The sequence below is a fragment of the Rhizobium grahamii genome, from assembly GCF_009498215.1.
In the GTDB taxonomy this organism is placed as follows: domain Bacteria; phylum Pseudomonadota; class Alphaproteobacteria; order Rhizobiales; family Rhizobiaceae; genus Rhizobium; species Rhizobium grahamii_A.
In genome coordinates this window covers 3,006,898-3,024,518 of record NZ_CP043498.1, presented here as the reverse complement: position 1 = coordinate 3,024,518, position 17,621 = coordinate 3,006,898, and the positions used below count along the sequence as shown (strand labels likewise).

Below are 17,621 nucleotides of genomic sequence, written 5' to 3'. Positions count from 1 at the left end.
GGCTCCATGCAGGGCTCGTGATGCCGGGTCTGGCTTTGGTCTCTCTCGGCACTAGGTCGTGGTAGAGGCATATGGCACGCATCGTAATGAAATTCGGCGGAACATCCGTCGCTGATCTGGACCGCATCAAGAACGTTGCCCGCCATGTGAAACGTGAAGTCGATGCGGGTCACGAGGTGGCTGTCGTCGTCTCGGCCATGTCCGGCAAGACCAACGAACTGGTCGGCTGGGTGCAGAACATGCCGAAGGTCGTCGGCGCCAACTCCCCGTTTTACGATGCGCGCGAGTATGATGCCGTCGTCGCTTCGGGCGAGCAGGTCACGGCCGGTCTGCTGGCAATCGCGCTGCAGGCGATGGATATCAATGCCCGTTCGTGGCAGGGCTGGCAGATCTCCATCCGGACGGACAACGCCCATGGCGCCGCCCGCATCCAGGAAATCGATGGCGCCGACATCGTCAAGCGCATGGGCGAAGGCCAGGTTGCCGTCATCGCCGGCTTCCAGGGCATCGGCCCCGACAATCGCATCGCGACGCTCGGCCGCGGCGGTTCCGATACGTCGGCCGTTGCCGTTGCTGCGGCGGTCAAGGCTGATCGCTGCGATATCTATACCGACGTCGATGGCGTCTACACGACGGACCCGCGCATCGTGCCGCAGGCTCGCCGCCTGAAGAAGATCGCCTTCGAGGAAATGCTCGAAATGGCTTCGCTCGGCGCCAAGGTTCTGCAGGTTCGCTCCGTCGAGCTTGCGATGGTGCACAAGGTCCGTACCTTCGTGCGCTCCTCTTTCGAAGATCCCGATGCTCCGGGCATGGGTGACTTCTTGAATCCGCCCGGAACGCTGATTTGTGACGAGGATGAAATCGTGGAACAGGAAGTAGTCACCGGCATCGCCTATGCCAAGGATGAGGCTCAGATCTCGCTTCGCCGTCTTGCCGACCGGCCGGGCGTTTCCGCCGCGATCTTCGGACCGCTGGCCGAAAGCCACATCAACGTCGACATGATCGTCCAGAACATCTCCGAGGACGGCTCGAAGACCGACATGACCTTCACGGTTCCGTCTGGTGATGTCGACAAGGCGATCAAGGTTCTCGGCGATAACAAGGAAAAGATCGGCTACGACGTCGTTCAGAACGAATCGGGCCTCGTAAAGGTGTCGGTCATCGGCATCGGCATGCGCAGCCACGCCGGCGTTGCCGCTACGGCGTTCAAGGCGCTGGCGGACAAGGGGATCAACATCAAGGCGATCACCACCTCGGAAATCAAGATTTCCATCCTGATTGACGGTCCTTATGCGGAACTCGCTGTCAGGACTTTGCATTCCTGCTACGGTCTGGATAAGAACTGATTCTAAGCAGGCCTGCCGCGCGTTCAAGTTGTGAAGTCACGCGGCAATCGTCTGTGTGACTTTGACCTTTGTTTTGGAGCTTGAGACGCAATGAGAGACCTTTCCGGCGGTCCGCGCGTGCTGCTCAAGCGGCTGCGCGAGTTGATGGCGGAGCCGCTGGAGCCGCAGGAGCGTCTCGATCGGATCGTTCGGCAGATCGCAGGTAACATGGTGGCGGAAGTCTGTTCCGTCTACGTGCTGCGTGCTGACGGCGTGCTTGAGCTCTATGCAACCGAGGGTCTGAACAAGGAAGCGGTCCACCTTTCCCAGCTCAAGATGGGGCAGGGTCTGGTCGGTACGATCGCCGCATCGGCCCAGCCGCTCAATCTTTCCGACGCGCAATCGCATCCGGCCTTCCGCTACCTGCCGGAAACCGGCGAAGAAATCTATCACTCCTTCCTCGGCGTGCCGATCCTGCGCACCGGCCGTTCGCTCGGCGTTCTCGTCGTTCAGAACAAGGCAAGCCGCACGTACCGCGAAGAAGAGCTCGAAGCGCTCGAGACGACCGCGATGGTGCTTGCCGAGATGATCGCCACCGGCGAGCTCAAGAAGATCACCAAGCCGGGGCTAGAACTCGACCTGACGCGTTCGGTGACCATCGACGGCGACACCTACAATGAAGGCATCGGCCTCGGTTACGTCGTCCTCCACGAGCCGCGTATTGTCGTCACCAACCTTCTGAACGAGGATTCCGAGAAGGAAATCCGGCGCCTCGGCGAATCGCTCGGATCGCTTCGTATTTCGATCGACGACCTTCTGTCACAGCGCGATGTTTCGATGGAAGGCGAGCACCGTGAAGTTCTCGAGACTTATCGGATGTTTGCCCACGATCAGGGCTGGGTGCGCAAGCTCGAAGAGGCGATCCGCAACGGCCTGACGGCGGAGGCTGCAGTCGAGAAGGTGCAGAGCGACACCAAGGCGCGCATGATCCGCATGACCGATCCTTACCTGCGGGAACGGATGCACGATTTCGAGGATCTGGCGAACCGCCTGTTGCGGCAATTGACCGGTTATACCGGCCGCACTGCCGGCGACGGCTTCCCGAACGATGCCATCATTCTCGCGCGCGCCATGGGCGCGGCCGAGTTGCTCGACTATCCCCGTGCGAACGTTCGTGGCCTTGTGCTGGAAGAGGGTGCGGTCACGAGCCATGTGGTGATCGTTGCGCGTGCCATGGGCATTCCCGTTATCGGCCAGGCGGCGGGCGTCGTGGCGCTTGCCGAAAATGGCGATGCTGTCATCATCGATGGCGACGGCGGGCATGTGCATCTACGGCCGCTGCCGGAACATCAGCGCTCTTACGAGGAAAAGGTCCGGTTTCGCGCGCGCAGGCAGGAGCAGTTCCGGGCTTTGCGTTCGGTCGAGCCGCGCACCAAGGACGGTCAGCGCATTTCGCTGATGATGAATGCCGGTCTGCTGGTGGATCTGCCGCAGCTGGCGGATTCGGGTGCGGAAGGTATCGGCCTGTTCCGCACCGAGCTGCAGTTCATGATTGCCTCGACCATGCCGAAGGCGGAAGAGCAGGAGCTGTTCTATCGCAACGTGCTGAAGCAGGCAGCCGGGCGCGTCGTGACTTTCCGCACGCTCGATATCGGCGGCGACAAGGTTGTTCCTTATTTCCGCGGCCATGAGGAAGAGAACCCGGCTCTCGGCTGGCGGGCGATCCGCCTGTCGCTCGATCGCCCGGGTCTGCTGCGCACGCAGCTGCGCGCCATGCTGAAGGCGGCCGCCGGCCTCGAACTGAAGCTGATGGTGCCGATGGTGACCGAGGTTTCCGAGATCGCCGCCGTGCGCGAGCTTTTGCAGAAGGAAGTGCAGCATCTCTCGCGCTTCGGCCATGGCCTGCCGCGCAAGCTGCAGTTCGGCGCGATGCTTGAGGTGCCGGCGCTGCTCTGGCAGCTCGACGAACTGATGGCGGCCGTGGATTTCGTTTCGGTCGGGTCAAATGACCTCTTCCAGTTTTCGATGGCGGTCGATCGCGGCAATGCGCGTGTGTCGGATCGCTTCGATCCGCTCGGAAAGCCGTTCCTCAGGATCCTGCGTGACATCGTGCGTGCGGGCGAGCGCAACAATACCCAGGTCACGCTGTGCGGCGAGCTTGCCGGCAAGCCGATCTCGGCGATGGCGCTGTTCGGTATCGGTTTCCGCGCCGTATCGATGTCCCCAGCTTCCATCGGGCCGGTAAAAGCGATGCTTCTCGGTCTCGATGCGTCAGCCCTCGCTAAGGTGATGAACGAGCTGCTTGACGATACGAAGTCGACGGCTTCGATGCGCGAACTGCTTGCCCATTTCGCCGAAACACACAACATCCCTCTGTAGCCAGAGACAAACAGAATTGGAGTGAGGGTGGCGAAGCTTCCCGTTGAAAAGATGCGCGAGCTGGAACGCCGCTTCGGCGAGATCGAAGCGCGCATGTCGGCCGGCCCTTCGGCCGACGTCTACGTCAAGCTTGCCTCCGAATATTCCGAGCTGCAGCCCGTCGTGACGAAGATCCGTGCCTACGAGAAGGCGCTTTCGGAACTCGCCGATCTCGAGACGCTGTTCGATGACAAGTCTGTCGACCGCGAGATGCGGGATATGGCCGAGATGGAGCTTCCAGAGGTCAAGGAGCGGATCGAGGCGCTGGAGCAGGAAATCCAGATCCTGCTGCTGCCCAAGGACGCGGCCGACGAGAAGAGCGCCATCCTCGAAATTCGCGCCGGCACCGGCGGCTCCGAGGCGGCGCTATTTGCCGGTGACCTGTTTCGCATGTACGAGCGCTATGCGGCGGCACACGGCTGGAAGGTCGAGGTTCTCTCGTCCAGCGAGGGTGAGGCCGGTGGCTTCAAGGAAATCATCGCGACGATTACCGGCAAGGGCGTGTTCGCCAAGCTGAAGTTCGAGTCCGGTGTGCATCGCGTGCAGCGCGTGCCGGAGACGGAAGCGGGCGGGCGTATCCACACGTCGGCTGCGACCGTGGCCGTTCTGCCGGAGGCAGAAGAGATCGACATCGAGATTCGGCCGGAAGATATTCGCATCGATACGATGCGCTCGTCCGGTGCCGGCGGCCAGCACGTCAACACGACAGACTCCGCCGTTCGCATTACCCACCTGCCGACCGGCATCGTTGTCACCAGCTCCGAGAAGTCGCAGCACCAGAACCGCGCCAAGGCGATGCAGGTCCTGCGTTCGCGTCTCTACGACGCCGAGCGCCAGCGCGCCGATAGCGAGCGCTCCGCCGATCGCAAGAGCCAGGTCGGCTCCGGCGATCGCTCCGAGCGCATCCGCACCTATAATTTCCCCCAGGGCCGCGTGACCGACCACCGCATCAACCTGACGCTCTACAAGCTCGACCGGATGATGGTCGGCGAAATCGACGAGATCGTCGATGCACTGATGGCCGACTACCAGGCGAGTCAGCTGGCGCAGCTCGGCGAGCAGCAATGAGTGATCGAGGGAAACAGGCCACACGTACGGTTTCCCAGATTCTCGCCGAGGTACGGCGCCGCTTCACCGAGGGCGGGATCGAAGAGGCTGCAGCGGATGCACGCGTTCTGACAGCCGGGCTGCTCGGGCTCTCTTCCACCGAGTTGATTACTCGCGGCGGCGACGTGGTGGACGAGGAGAAGGCACGGCTTGTTGATGCCACAATAGCCCGTCGTCTCGCCCATGAGCCGGTCCATCGCATTCTCGGCGAACGCGAGTTCTATGGCTTGTCGCTGTCGCTTTCGCCTGAGACGCTTGAACCACGTCCCGATACCGAAATTCTCGTCGATACCGTTGCGCCTTATCTGCGTCGTCTTGCAAAGGATGGAGAGCGTATCCATATTCTGGATATGGGCACGGGAACCGGCGCGATATGTCTCGCACTGTTGAACGAGTGCCCGGAAGCATCAGGCATCGGGAGCGACGTATCGACGGATGCCTTGAGGACGGCTCAGGCGAATGCCGAGCGGAACGGATTGCAAGGGCGTTTCCAGGCGGTCAGATCGAACTGGTTCGAGAACATCGCCGGTCTATTTCACGCGATTGTCTCAAATCCGCCCTATATTGCTTCTAGTGTTGTTCACAATCTCGCTCCCGAAGTGACGAAATTTGATCCGGTTGCTGCACTGGATGGCGGCCCGGACGGGCTTGACGCCTACAAGGCCATCGCAAAGGATGTGGCCAGGTTCATGCAGCCAAACGGTATTATCGGTCTCGAAATTGGTTACGACCAGCGTGCCAGCGTCACGGCACTTTTCGAGCATGAGGGGTTCAAGCTGCTTGAATCCGTAAAGGATTATGGTCTTAACGATCGCGTTCTGGTGTTCGCACTTGCTCACTAAGCAGCAAATCGCAGAATTGGACAGGACATTAATTCTATTGCGAAGAAAAGGCTTGGATTTCCACGGGAAGCAAGATAGGTTGCCCCCACGCGTTGGACAGGTAGTAACGGCGTCGATTCGTTCGATACTAGCTCGGCCTTGGGGGTCCACTCTTTTAAACGAGAGTTTTGAAGGTTGAACACGACCCAATGCGTGAATCAGTCAAACTGACTTGAGAACAAGCGGCAGGTCGGCGCGAAGGCGCAGTATGCTTGCGGCACGAGAGCCTGAGGCGGATTTTTCCATCTTAGCGGTTGGTGCCTTCACTCCACACAAACAGAGAATTCAGGTGATCGATCTATGAGGCCAGGACAGCAGAACAAGCGCGGTCGCGGGCGTGGCAACAATAACAACGGCGGCGGCGGCGGCGGTGGGAATAACAACAACAACAATTTCAACCGCAAAGGTGGAAATCCGCTGACGCGGACGTACGACAGCTCCGGCCCCGATGTTAAGATCAGAGGCACCGCTCAGCACATCGCTGAGAAATATGCGCAGCTCGGTCGGGACGCGCAGAGCTCGGGCGACCGGGTCATCGCAGAAAACTACCTGCAGCACGCTGAACACTACAATCGCATCATTGCCGCCGCACAGGCGCAGATGCAGGAACGTTTCCAGCGTGATGAACGCAACGAATTCGGCGAAGGTGTCGAGCGCGAGGGCGACGACGTCGACGCAAACGATGGCGACAACGATGATGTCGTCGTTGTTCAGCCGCCGCGCCAGCAGCAGGCACCTCAGCAGCCGCGCCGCTCCGACGACCAGCATCAGCGCCGTTCGGAAGAACAGCCGCGTCGCAATGATGATCGTCCGCAGCGCCAGCGTCGCCAGGAAGAGCAGCCGGCCCCGGTTGCCGCTGCGGAAGCTCCGCAGCCTGAGGTGATCGATGGAACCGGCCCGCAGCCGGAGATCGAAGGCATTCCGGCTGAAGTTTCCATGGACGAGGAAAGCGCCGCAGCGCAGCCGCGTGAGCGTCAGCCGCGCCGCCGTAGCGCCACCCCCGCCCGCGTCGTCCGCGTCGCGGTGCCGAAGGTGAAGCTTCCGGCGAAGCCGCTGAAGGCGAAGCGCCTGCCATGGCGGATGCTGCTTCGGAATAACGTTTCGCTCCACTGGAGCGACGAGGGAAGGCCGCTTCGTTGAAGCGGCCTTTTTCTTTGTGCTGACGATGCCGTTGCGGTGGTTTGGGCGACGACGAAGCCCGCCGAGCCTAGCGCCAATTGGACCTGGCGCTGCACTTTCAGGCGATGTCTGAAGCCGCCTGCATTACCGCTGCCGGCCCGGCGAGATCGATCCCCATGCCCGTCTGAAAGCGATGCCTTACAGATTGTTTCCGATACTGCCTTGACGCGTGCTCGGTTAGCTTCTGTCGCCCGCTGGTTGGTTTTCTGCTATCAGCCGTTTGACTACAGGAAATCAATCGCAACTTTTAGCATACAACGCATGTTAAATTAGATATCTCTATTATACCAATCATTAACCCTCCCGGGATTAATCATTGGTTGTGACGTCGTGCCATGATGCGATCTGAGGTACGCGCCGCGACCATTGAGCTTTTGCCAAATATCCAGGCTCAAAGGCTTCGCTCAACATCGCCCAGAGCCACTCGGAGTGGCTTGGGTTCGGAGGGGATTGCAATGCTCAGCCTATCTTCTGATTCCAAGTATATCCTCAATGCCATTTCGAAATCGCAAGCCATCATTGAGTTCGACCTGAAGGGCAATGTCCTTCGCGCCAACGAGAATTTCTGCGCGGCGGTCGGCTACAGCCTTTCCGAGATTGTCGGCAAGCATCACAGCATGTTCTGCGATCCCTCTCACGCCGCCACGCACGAGTATCGCGAATTCTGGGCGCGGCTCGGGCGCGGTGAATATGACACGGGCGCCTACAAGCGCCTGGCGAAGGGCGGACGCGAGATCTGGATACAGGCCTCCTACAACCCGGTCTTCAAGCACGGCAGACCTTACAAGGTCGTGAAATTTGCCGCCGATATTACCGACGTGAAGATGAAAGCGGTCGAAGACGCCGGCAAGCTCGATGCGATCTCGCGGTCGCAGGCCGTCATCGAATTCAACCCGAAGGGCGAAATCCTGACCGCGAACGAGAATTTCTGCGGTGCGCTCGGCTACTCGCTTTTCGAGATCGCCGGCAAGCATCACAGCATGTTCTGCGATCCTGCCTATACGCGCACCGAAGAATACGCGAACTTCTGGCGGCGTCTCGCCCAGGGTGAATTCATCGCCAACGAATTCGTGCGTTACGGCAAGGGCGGCAAGGAGATCTGGATCCAGGCGGCCTACAACCCGATCACTGACGCGAACGGCAAGGTCTACAAGGTCATCAAGTTCGCAACAGACGTCACCCAGCGTATGAGCGCCATCAGCCAACTCGGGGCAGCGCTGCGTGCGCTCTCGGAAGGCGATCTCACGAAAACGGTCAATGCCGCCTTCGTCCCGTCGATGGAGCAACTCCGGCACGACTTCAATGCAACGATCGCCAGGCTTTCCGAGACCTTAAAGACCGTGGGCGAGAATGCCCAGGCAATCGCTGCCGGATCCCGCGAGATCGGTGCAGCGGCGGACTCTTTCTCCAAGCGCACCGAGCAGCAGGCAGCCTCCATCGAAGAGACGGCCGCGGCCCTCGAAGAGATCACAACGACGGTCAACGACTCCAGCCATCGTGCCGACGAGGCAGGCAAGCTGGTAGCTAAGACGAAGCAGGGTGCAGAACAATCGGGCCAGGTGGTGCGCAATGCCGTTTCCGCCATGGGGCAGATCGAGCAGTCGTCGCGCGAGATCACCAATATCATTGGGGTGATCGACGACATTGCCTTCCAGACCAACCTTCTCGCGCTGAATGCGGGGGTCGAGGCGGCGCGTGCCGGCGAGGCCGGCAAGGGGTTTGCCGTGGTGGCGCAGGAGGTGCGCGAACTGGCGCAGCGTTCGGCAAGTGCGGCAAAGGAAATCAAGGCGCTCATTACGACCTCGAGCGAGCTGGTGAAGAATGGCGTCGATCTCGTCGGGCAGACCGGAAGAGCGCTTGAAACGATCGTGACGCAGGTTGCAGAGATCAACTCCAACGTGGTGGCCATCGTCGAGGGGTCGAAAGAACAGGCGACCGGCCTCAAGGAGATCAATCACGCCGTCAACTCCATGGACCAGGCAACACAGCAAAATGCTGCCATGGTCGAGGAGAGTACCGCGGCAAGCCACAAGCTCTCGGCGGAAGCGGAAGCTCTCCGCGCGTTGTTGGCGCAGTTCCGCCTCGATGAAGCCTACAGCCTTCGGGCGCCCTCGCGGGCTGTCAGTTCGCCGGCTCTGCATCTTGTCGCTCGCGTTGCCAAGGCGCATGGCGCTGCTTTGCCTGTAGCAGACAGCTGGGAAGAGTTCTAATCGCAAACGGCAGCATGGCCGCCTCGTCGGCCATGCTGCAATCCAAGGACGTGCGGTGCTTTCCACGTTCTCTGTGCGGCGCACAAAATCTTTGATTGCATTAGCATGTAATTATGTGTTCGGGTGCTTGAATAGCCTAGTTTGCTCGAACGCTGGTACACAATCCTCTCGTCACGCGTGCGATGTTCAGAATTCTTGAATAGAGCTATATTATCAGATCGTTGAGGCGACACTGCATCGCAGGCTTGCGACCCTCTTCCGACAATCTTAATCTCAGCCTTCATGATCTGTTAGTCTTAGAAATATCTGAGTAAAACCTATGCGAGAAGTTATGTTGAAATTTTAGCGTTGTTGAATATTCTTTTTCCTATCGGAAGAGACGTATCGCATCCACTTTCGGTTGCCGCGGATCGGACGACTAAGGAAAGCGCGCTTCCTCTTTGTTTTAACCGCCCGAGCATGGTGCTTCGGCGTGAAACGATCTGGAGGTTGGAATGTCTTACTACGCAAAGTCGCTGGTACTGATCGCTGCAAGCTGTGCCGTCCTGATATTGCCATCGGTGGCCGGCGCGCTGGATATCGGCGGCAGCAATGGTGTTAGCGTTAGCGGTCGTAATGGTGGCCTGAGCGTGTCGGTCGGGGGTGCCAGCGGCGTGAATGCCAGCGTCGGCAGCGGTTCCAGCGGTGGCCTTGGCGTCAACGCATCGGTCGGCGGTGCCAGCGGCGTCAACAGCAGTACTTCCGTTGGCGGTAGAAGCAGCGGCGGTCTCGGTGTCGGAACCACCGCGAGCGTCGGCGGATCGAGTGGCGTCAATGCTAATGTCAATGCAACGGTCGGTGGATCGCGGCTTGCGAGCGCATCGGCGGATGTCGGCCTCGGCGGCAATACGCTGCTCAATCTCGGCCTCGGCATCCCCTCGACGGATGATTCCGGCAGTCCAGGCACGGGTCCCGGCGGTTCCGGTAATGGCGGCTCCGGCCTTGGCAACAACAGCCGCTTCGTCTCGATGTATAACGACATGTCGTCGGCCGAAAAGGCGAGGATGAAAATCCGGTGCAAGGACGTGCTGCGATCCGGTGGCTTCGAGGCGGGCCTCGTGAAGCTCTGCAAGATGGTCGTGGCGATGCGCTAGGCCGTTGCGCGCTCTGTGCTTGCGGCCTTGCGACGTAACATCTCCTGAGCCGCCAGCGCGGCGCCGCCGGTCACCAGAATGCAGGCAAGCGCAATACGCCAGCTCGGTTCGGCAAAGCCGAAGACGGTCAGGATCAAGGTCGAAAGAAGCGGTGCGGCATAGCTTGCCGCACCCAGAATCTGAATATCGCCGTTCTTGACGCCGTGATCCCAGGCGTAGAAGGCCGCTCCGACGGGGAAGAGCCCCAGGCCGACAACGGCAATCCACTGCGAGGCGGTCTCGGGCCATACAGTGGTTTCCAGCAGCAGATGGCAGACGAGCGACAGGACCGAGGTCGCCAGGCAGAAGCCGGTGACGACGTCGGTCGAGACGGCATCGAAGCGGCGCGTCAGCAGCGAATAGCCGGACCAGGTGAAGGCGCAGAGAAAAGCGGCGCCATAGCCGACGGCATAGGCACCGTCGAAATTGATGCCGTTGCGGCTGACGATCAGGAAGGTGCCGCAGAGACCGGCCACCGCTCCCGCGACATGATACCAGCGCAAGCGTTCACCCGGCAGCAATGCCGAACCGACGACGATCAGAAGCGGCCAGAGATAGGCGATGAGCCCAGCTTCGACGGCCGGTGCGTTTCGAAGCGCGGTGAAGTAGAGGAAATGGTAGCCGAACAGGCCGGCTATTCCGATCAGCCAGACCTTGGCTGGCTGTTTCAGCAGCGCGATCCGCGATGGGTTGAGGATCAGAACGGCGATGCCGGGAATGCTGCCGATGGCAAAGCAGATCGCCGACAGCTGGAACGGAGGCATCGTTCCTGACGCAGCCGTGAACAGCGCCAGAAACGACCACATGAGGATGGCCGTAAAGCCGATTAGCGTGGCCCGAAGCTTCACCTGTCCCCTTTGCGGAGACACGCTCCGTCAACTTGCGCCGTATTTGACCGCGGTAATCGTCACCGGTCCATATTGCGTCGGAATACGGACGTAGACTGGAGCATATACATTTGCGGCATCGGCCTTGGCAAACCAGATTTCCATCCGGCTGCTCTTGCTCAGATAGTCGATGTCGCTGCGGCCTTTCTTGTAACCGGAACGCGGGACAAAGCGAACGCTGCAGATCGTCGCCTTGCCATTGAAGCCATCCGTCGAGAACTCGTCGCTTCCCTTCGGAGAGAGCACGAGATCCATGCGCATCTCGCCGTCGTAGATCGGCAGTTTCTGGGCGCAGACATTGGTGCCGGCAGGGAAGATCAGGCCGGAGATCGGGTCGAGTACCGAACGCATATCGCCTGGTGACACGTCGACCCAGTTTTTCGGCAGACGGCGCGGTGGCCGGACCGTCGTCGAGGTGATGTTGCCGTTGCTGTAACGCACCTCGTAGGTACGGGCGCGCTTGCCGCTCTTATAATAGAGATAGTAACGGGAGGCCTGCAGCCGGTCGCCGCGCACTACGCCGTCTACGCTCGTCTTGGCCGAGATATTGGTCACGAGATCGGCAAGGCCGGCGGAGCTGATGTCGCCGGATACCCGGTAGCTCTTGTCGTCCTCGATCCTCGTCAGGAATGCGGCGCGCGCGATCGTAAGGATGCCGAGCGATACCTTATACTCAGTGCGGTGCACGATCTCGCTGGCATTGGCGGGAATGGCCAACAGGGCAGCTGCCGCGGAGAGGAAAATGCGTCTGCTCAGATGAGCCATGAAATGAACCTTGTTCAGGCAGCTGGTAAAGCTGTTCATTCCGGTCTATACGCCGGTCACGCCACGAAGCAAACACGAGCTTTTTGACAGAATTGCGGGAAATGCCAAGGTTTGGCTTGACGCGCACGGCCTGTCTGACTATAGAACCGCAACTTTCCAATCATGGCCTGATGGATTGCTAGCCCGGTTTTGCGCGGGTGTGCAACAGATGGCCGAGAAAAACAAGAATAGGTGTTCCATGTCCCGCATGTGCGAATTGACCGGCAAGGCAGTCCTCGTTGGCAACAATGTCAGCCATGCCAACAACAAGACCAAGCGCCGGTTCCTCCCGAACCTGTGCCAGGTTACGCTGATCTCCGACGCGCTCGGCCAGCGTTACCGTCTTCGCGTTTCGGCTGCTGCTCTTCGTTCCGTCGAGCATCGTGGCGGTCTCGACGCTTTCCTGATCAAGGCAAGCGAAAACGAACTGTCGATGCGCGCTCGTCTGCTGCGTCGCCAGATCGTCAAGAAGACTGCCGAAGCTGCTGCTGCATAAGCTTCGACTGCTTCTTTTTCATACGGCTTCGAAAGGCTTGCACGGGTGATATCCGGACAAGCCTTTTGCTTTGCCGGTCTGTCTCTCCAACTGGTGGCATACCCCAGGATAAAAAAATGCTGACGACACGCTCTACGCTTATCTATGTTGCCTTGATGACGCTTGTTGTCGTCGCTTCGAACTTCCTCGTGCAGTTCCCTCTGAACGCCGAGTTCGCCGGTATCAATCTGGCCGATATCCTGACCTGGGGTGCCTTCACCTACCCGGTCGCCTTCCTCATCACCGACCTGACCAACCGCCAGTTCGGCCCTCGTGCTGCCCGCAAGGTCGTGTTCGCCGGCTTTGTCGTTGGTGTGACGCTGTCGTTCTACACGTCGGTTCCACGTATCGCGATTGCCTCCGGCTCGGCCTATCTGGCTGGTCAGCTGCTCGACATCTCGGTTTTCAATCGTCTGCGCCGTCAGGCCTGGTGGCGTGCGCCGCTCGTCGGCTCGCTGGTCGGATCGATGCTCGACACGGCAATTTTCTTTTCCTTCGCCTTCGCGGCCTTCTTCGTCTTCTTCGGCGCAAACGATCCCTTCGCGCTTGAATCCGCGCCTGTTCTCGGCATCTTCACCGCACAGGCGCCTCGCTGGATTTCCTGGGCGATCGGGGATTTCTCCGTGAAGATGATCGTCGGCCTCGTGATGCTGCTTCCCTATGGCGCACTCATGAATGTGCTGCGGCCAATGCAGGCCGCACGCGCCAATTAAAGAGCCCAAAGGCACTCTCTCAGACAGACGGCGGGGCTGATGCTCCGCCTTTTGCGTTCGAGCACACGGAAGCCCGCTGCACGATTGGCTATCTTGCAACCACTCGTCTTCCAACGATCGGCGGCGGCGGCCAGCTTTAGTTCTGCAGGCGAGCCGTATCGCCGGCTCGCGGCTCCAGCAGACGGAATTCCAGCATCAGATTGCGCTGCAAGATGGAATGGTTGTCATCGGAGACGATTATCACGTGCGTGCTACCGTCCTCGGCCGTGAAGGTGTCCAGGCCTTCCATGTTGTCGATCTGATAGCCGAAGTCGCCCTGCAGTAAAATCTCGCCGTCCATCACGGCACCCGGACGAATGTCGGCGGCCTTGATGCGGCGGATGCGCATTCCGATGCCCTCCGCCATGTTGAAGCGGCGCTCCAGCAGCAGGAGATCGCCGTCAGGCAGGAAGGCGCCATCAGTGGCGTCGAAGTCGCCGTAGTGGGCGAGCGTAAGCTTTCCTTTCAGAGGCCCGTCGAGGATGGCTGCCACGGCGTTTCCTGATGGATCCAGGCTGCGCTCCGCAACGATCAGTGTGCCGCCCTTGAGGGCGCTGTCGATTGGCGCCACAACCGTGGTCTCGAAGCCGCGATTGGCGCGCAGCGATTTCTTCGAAAAGGGAATGGGGATGGTATCGATTGCAGGTAACGTCTCGAAGCCTGGATCGGGATAGATGTCGACGCGATGATCCTGCTCGAAGGAAACGAGAATGCCGTCATCGCGCAGCGCCAGGCCCTCGGCATCCATGTGGCCTTTGCCCTCAAAGCTGCGTCCGGCTCGGTTTCTCATCGGCGCAATAGAGACATCGGCGAGACCGGACAGCCGGCCCTTGGGATCGCGTTCGATGCGGCCGGTCATCCAGTGGCCCGTGTCGAGTACGCCGATAAAATGTGTCTTGTCACGCCGAAAGCGGATCGACGATAGCGAGCCGAACAGGCGCTGAGGCGAAACCATCTCAAGCCCGCCGAGAAATTCCAGCGAGCCGAACTTTGTCTCGTCGGAGCCGATCTTGAAATCGGTGATAACGCGGCTGTGAACCTCGACGTCACCATCGGCAAATGCCGGCGGCATGAGAACCGCCAGGCCAATTGCAATCGAGATCAGACTGGCGAAGGGCTTCCCGAGCATCCAGAAAGCGTCCTTTCGCGGTTAGCCGGCGCGGCGGAGGCGACCGCCCCGCGGCTGGACGGTCTTGTCTTCGAAGAGCGATGCAAGCTGCTCGGTCATCGCGCCCGCCAGCTCGTCGGCGTCGACGATCGTGACGGCGCGCCTGTAGTAGCGCGTGACGTCGTGGCCGATGCCGATTGCCAGAAGCTCGACGGGAGAACGCGTCTCGATCCGGTCGATGACGGCACGCAGATGCCGCTCCAGGTAGTTGCCCGGGTTGACTGACAATGTCGAATCGTCGACCGGCGCGCCGTCGGAGATCATCATCAGGATCTTGCGCTGCTCGCGCCGCGCGATCAGGCGGTTATGCGCCCACATCAGCGCCTCGCCGTCGATGTTTTCCTTCAACAGGCCTTCGCGCATCATCAGGCCGAGATTGGCCCGGGCGCGACGCCAAGGTGCATCGGCTGATTTGTAGATGATGTGGCGCAGGTCGTTCAGACGGCCGGGCGTTTGCGGCTTGCCGCTGCCGAGCCACTTTTCGCGCGCCTGTCCGCCCTTCCATGCCTTCGTCGTGAAGCCGAGGATTTCGACCTTGACGCCGCAACGCTCGAGCGTGCGAGCCAGAATATCGGCGCAGGTGGCGGCGACCGTGATCGGACGGCCGCGCATCGAGCCGGAATTGTCGATCAGAAGCGTCACGACGGTGTCGCGGAACTGCGTGTCCCGCTCCATCTTGAACGACAGCGCCTGCATCGGATCGATGATCATGCGCGTCAGGCGCGCCGGATCGAGATAACCTTCCTCGAGATCGAAATCCCAGGACCGGTTCTGCTGTGCCATCAGGCGGCGCTGCAGGCGGTTGGCCAGGCGACCGACAGCGCCCTGCAGGTGTGCCAGCTGCTTGTCGAGGAAAGCGCGCAGGCGCTCTAGCTCGGCGGCGTCGCAGAGTTCCTCGGCGGTGATCGTCTCGTCGAATTCCTCGGTGAAGACGTGGTAGTCGACTTTCTCGTTGAAGTCGTCGAAGGGCGTGTTCGGACGGCGGGTTTCGCCCGGCGTCTCGGAATCTTCCTCGCCCTCGTCCTGCATGTCGTCGTCGGAGATTTCGGCGCCTTCGGTCTCGCCGTCTTCCATCTGCTCGTCGGCGACTTCGCTGTCCTCTACGGGTGCGGCATCGGAGCCGGCGTCGTCATCGACTTGGTCCTGATCCTGCTCATCGCCGTTCGGGTGGTCTTCCTGCTCCGAATCGTCGTCAGGATCCGGCTGACTGTCGTCGTCACCATACTCTTCCGCCATCTCCATGGCCGAAAGCATGTTGCGGATCGCCTTCGAGAAGGCCGGCTGATCGTTGATGACGCCGGAGAGGTTTTGGAGTTCGGGTCCGGCCTTCTCTTCGATGAACGAACGCCAGAGATCGAGCACCTTGCCGGCCGAGGCTGGCGGCTTTTCGCCGGTCAGCTTCTCGCGCACCATCATGGCCATAGCTTCGCCGATCGGCGCGTCTTCCTGCCGCTCGATGCCGGAGAAATTCGCCTTGGAGTATTTCTCCTCGGTCATCGACCGGAGGTTTGCGGCAACGCCTTCCATCCGCAGTGCGCCGATGGATTCCACGCGTGCCTGCTCGACGGCGTCGAAGATCGCGCGCGCGTCGGAGCCTTGCGGCGCCATCGTCGCATGCACCTTGTCGTCATGGCAGGCGAGCCGCAATGCCATCGAGTCGCCGAGCCCGCGTGTTACCGAGAGCTCATGCAGTGTCGGACGCTTGGAAATCTCCGGCAGACGAATCCGCTCGGCCGTCATTCCAGGGCGTTCATTGGCGAAGGTCACCTCGACCTCGCCGTCGCCGGCGATCGCGCGTACGCTGCCGGTTATCGCCCGGCGCAACGGTTCGACGTCGACAGGCGAGCCGGGCTTTGCTTTCGAATTGTCACCGCGAGCAGCCATGATCGGTCGGCCTTAGGCCTCCAGAACGATGTTGGCGGCGCTTTCCTTCAGCTCGACGCCGAAAGCGCGCTGATAGTGTTCGGCCACCAGCGGACGTTCCAGTTCGTCGCACTTGTTGAGGAAGGTCACGCGGAAGGCAAAGGCGATGTCGCCAAAGATTTCGGCATTCTCGGCCCATGTAATGACCGTACGCGGGCTCATGACGGTCGACAGGTCGCCATTCATGAAGGACGCGCGCGTCAGGTCGGCAACGCGGACCATCTTGGAGACGGTGTCGCGGCCTTCCTTGTCCTTGCCGAACATCTTCACCTTGGCGGCGACGATGTTCACTTCATGGTCGTGCGGCAGATAGTTCAGCGTCGTCACGATGGACCAACGGTCCATCTGCGCCTGGTTGATCTGCTGCGTGCCGTGATAGAGGCCGGTCGTATCGCCGAGACCGATCGTGTTTGCGGTCGCAAACAGACGGAAGGCAGGGTGCGGGCGGATGACGCGGCTCTGGTCGAGCAGCGTCAGGCGTCCGGAGGATTCCAGAACGCGCTGAATGACGAACATCACGTCCGGGCGGCCGGCATCGTATTCGTCGAAGACGAGTGCGACATTGTGCTGGTAGGCCCACGGCAGGATGCCGTCCTTGAATTCGGTGACCTGCAGGCCGTCCTTGACGACGATCGCGTCTTTGCCGACGAGATCGATACGGCTGACGTGGCTGTCGAGGTTGATACGAACGCAAGGCCAGTTCAGGCGAGCGGCGACCTGTTCGATGTGCGAGGACTTACCGGTGCCGTGATAGCCTGAAATCATCACGCGTCGGTTATGGGCAAAGCCGGCAAGAATGGCGAGCGTGGTTTCGCGGTCGAAGAGATAATCGGGATCGAGATCCGGAACATAGGCGCTGCCCTGGCTGTACGCCGGCACGCGGATGTCGGAATCGATACCAAAGACCTCCCTGACCGAAACGGTGGTGTCCGGAAGCTCCGAAATATCAAGGTCAATCTTGCTCATCATGTCTCCAAGGCGGGTGCCCGACACCCGGCCATACTGTCTCAGCCCATTTCGCAACCATGACGCCGCAGTTTACCCCGCGCTCGTTCATGTCGGAACGTCGGCGATGCTTCTCCGGGACTGAAACGAAACCTCGGGGGCGATAATCTACCGCTAGCGAGCATTCTTGAACAAAGTCCCGGACAAGAAACGCCGCGCCCGGAAGTGGCCGAGGCGCCTGTGGGACAAACGCAGAAATTTATGCCGCGGTTGCCTGCGGCCTCAGCCGATCTGGACCATACCTGATTGAAGACC

General features: G+C 60.4%; 13 protein-coding genes and 1 pseudogene. 9 read left to right on the top strand and 5 right to left on the bottom strand.

All coding sequences use genetic code 11. The features are described from left to right. Nucleotides 1-71 precede the first annotated feature (71 nt). The 7 genes and pseudogenes from FZ934_RS14555 (at nt 72) to FZ934_RS14525 (ending at nt 10,253) form a co-directional block, all read left to right on the top strand. Nucleotides 72-1,346, top strand: coding sequence for an aspartate kinase (locus tag FZ934_RS14555; RefSeq protein ID WP_056810138.1), 1,275 nt, complete (start codon nt 72-74; stop codon nt 1,344-1,346). Between the two features lie 90 nt (nt 1,347-1,436). Next, nucleotides 1,437-3,704, top strand: a complete 2,268-nt coding sequence (gene ptsP, locus FZ934_RS14550) for a phosphoenolpyruvate--protein phosphotransferase (RefSeq protein ID WP_153271650.1) — start codon at nt 1,437-1,439, stop codon at nt 3,702-3,704. A 27-nt stretch (nt 3,705-3,731) separates the two neighbouring features. Further along, nucleotides 3,732-4,811, top strand: a complete 1,080-nt coding sequence (gene prfA / locus FZ934_RS14545) for a peptide chain release factor 1 (RefSeq protein ID WP_153271649.1) — start codon at nt 3,732-3,734, stop codon at nt 4,809-4,811. Then, on the top strand, nt 4,808-5,692 hold the full coding sequence (prmC, locus tag FZ934_RS14540) for a peptide chain release factor N(5)-glutamine methyltransferase (RefSeq protein WP_153271648.1): 885 nt from the start codon (nt 4,808-4,810) through the stop codon (nt 5,690-5,692). Before prfA ends, prmC begins: the two co-directional genes overlap by 4 nt. A gap of 339 nt (nt 5,693-6,031) precedes the next feature. Further along, nucleotides 6,032-6,828: pseudogene (locus FZ934_RS14535) on the top strand (DUF4167 domain-containing protein). 537 nt (nt 6,829-7,365) lie between these two features. Further along, nucleotides 7,366-9,120, top strand: coding sequence for a methyl-accepting chemotaxis protein (locus FZ934_RS14530; protein ID WP_153271647.1), 1,755 nt, complete (start codon nt 7,366-7,368; stop codon nt 9,118-9,120). A 494-nt stretch (nt 9,121-9,614) separates the two neighbouring features. Next, nucleotides 9,615-10,253 (top strand): hypothetical protein, encoded by a 639-nt coding sequence (locus tag FZ934_RS14525; RefSeq protein ID WP_153271646.1) that lies wholly within the window; start codon nt 9,615-9,617, stop codon nt 10,251-10,253. Here FZ934_RS14525 and yddG read toward each other — a convergent pair. Together yddG and FZ934_RS14515 are read right to left on the bottom strand one after the other, a co-directional pair. Further along, the gene (gene yddG / locus FZ934_RS14520; protein WP_153271645.1) at nt 10,250-11,140 is read right to left on the bottom strand and encodes an aromatic amino acid exporter YddG; all 891 of its coding nucleotides are present in this window, start codon (nt 11,138-11,140) and stop codon (nt 10,250-10,252) included. The two genes, FZ934_RS14525 and yddG, sit on opposite strands and share 4 nt — an antisense overlap. A 27-nt stretch (nt 11,141-11,167) precedes the next feature. Next, complete coding sequence (locus FZ934_RS14515) at nt 11,168-11,944, bottom strand: DUF3108 domain-containing protein (protein WP_153272462.1); 777 nt, start codon at nt 11,942-11,944, stop codon at nt 11,168-11,170. 238 nt (nt 11,945-12,182) lie between these two features. Between FZ934_RS14515 and rpmB the strand changes: the two genes are divergently transcribed. Both rpmB and FZ934_RS14505 read left to right on the top strand, forming a co-directional pair. Continuing rightward, complete coding sequence (rpmB, locus tag FZ934_RS14510; RefSeq protein ID WP_016556451.1) at nt 12,183-12,479, top strand: 50S ribosomal protein L28; 297 nt, start codon at nt 12,183-12,185, stop codon at nt 12,477-12,479. Between the two features lie 116 nt (nt 12,480-12,595). Then, nucleotides 12,596-13,231, top strand: coding sequence for a VUT family protein (locus tag FZ934_RS14505; protein WP_153271644.1), 636 nt, complete (start codon nt 12,596-12,598; stop codon nt 13,229-13,231). 136 nt (nt 13,232-13,367) lie between these two features. Here the strand turns inward: FZ934_RS14505 and FZ934_RS14500 are convergent, their stop codons facing one another. Genes FZ934_RS14500 through cobS form a run of 3 tightly spaced genes read right to left on the bottom strand, consistent with a single transcriptional unit; the run spans nt 13,368 to nt 17,327 of the window. Beyond that, nucleotides 13,368-14,399, bottom strand: a complete 1,032-nt coding sequence (locus FZ934_RS14500; RefSeq protein WP_153271643.1) for an esterase-like activity of phytase family protein — start codon at nt 14,397-14,399, stop codon at nt 13,368-13,370. 21 nt (nt 14,400-14,420) lie between these two features. Further along, nucleotides 14,421-16,322: a cobaltochelatase subunit CobT gene (gene cobT, locus FZ934_RS14495; RefSeq protein ID WP_153271642.1), complete on the bottom strand. Its 1,902-nt coding sequence runs from the start codon at nt 16,320-16,322 to the stop codon at nt 14,421-14,423. Nucleotides 16,323-16,334: 12 nt separating this feature from the next. Further along, a complete protein-coding gene (cobS, locus tag FZ934_RS14490; protein WP_153271641.1) occupies nt 16,335-17,327 on the bottom strand; it encodes a cobaltochelatase subunit CobS in 993 nt (330 codons plus the stop codon). Nucleotides 17,328-17,621: the final 294 nt, after the last annotated feature.

Excerpts from the sequence above, each read along its gene's own strand:
- FZ934_RS14555 (WP_056810138.1), top strand. The coding sequence starts at position 72 with ATGGCACGCATCGTAATGAAATTCGGCGGAACATCCGTCGCTGATCTG.
- ptsP (WP_153271650.1), top strand. The coding sequence starts at position 1,437 with ATGAGAGACCTTTCCGGCGGTCCGCGCGTGCTGCTCAAGCGGCTGCGC.
- prmC (WP_153271648.1), top strand. The coding sequence starts at position 4,808 with ATGAGTGATCGAGGGAAACAGGCCACACGTACGGTTTCCCAGATTCTC.
- FZ934_RS14530 (WP_153271647.1), top strand. The coding sequence starts at position 7,366 with ATGCTCAGCCTATCTTCTGATTCCAAGTATATCCTCAATGCCATTTCG.
- FZ934_RS14525 (WP_153271646.1), top strand. The coding sequence starts at position 9,615 with ATGTCTTACTACGCAAAGTCGCTGGTACTGATCGCTGCAAGCTGTGCC.
- FZ934_RS14515 (WP_153272462.1), bottom strand. The coding sequence starts at position 11,944 with ATGGCTCATCTGAGCAGACGCATTTTCCTCTCCGCGGCAGCTGCCCTG.
- rpmB (WP_016556451.1), top strand. The coding sequence starts at position 12,183 with ATGTCCCGCATGTGCGAATTGACCGGCAAGGCAGTCCTCGTTGGCAAC.
- FZ934_RS14505 (WP_153271644.1), top strand. The coding sequence starts at position 12,596 with ATGCTGACGACACGCTCTACGCTTATCTATGTTGCCTTGATGACGCTT.
- FZ934_RS14500 (WP_153271643.1), bottom strand. The coding sequence starts at position 14,399 with ATGCTCGGGAAGCCCTTCGCCAGTCTGATCTCGATTGCAATTGGCCTG.
- cobT (WP_153271642.1), bottom strand. The coding sequence starts at position 16,322 with ATGGCTGCTCGCGGTGACAATTCGAAAGCAAAGCCCGGCTCGCCTGTC.
- cobS (WP_153271641.1), bottom strand. The coding sequence starts at position 17,327 with ATGAGCAAGATTGACCTTGATATTTCGGAGCTTCCGGACACCACCGTT.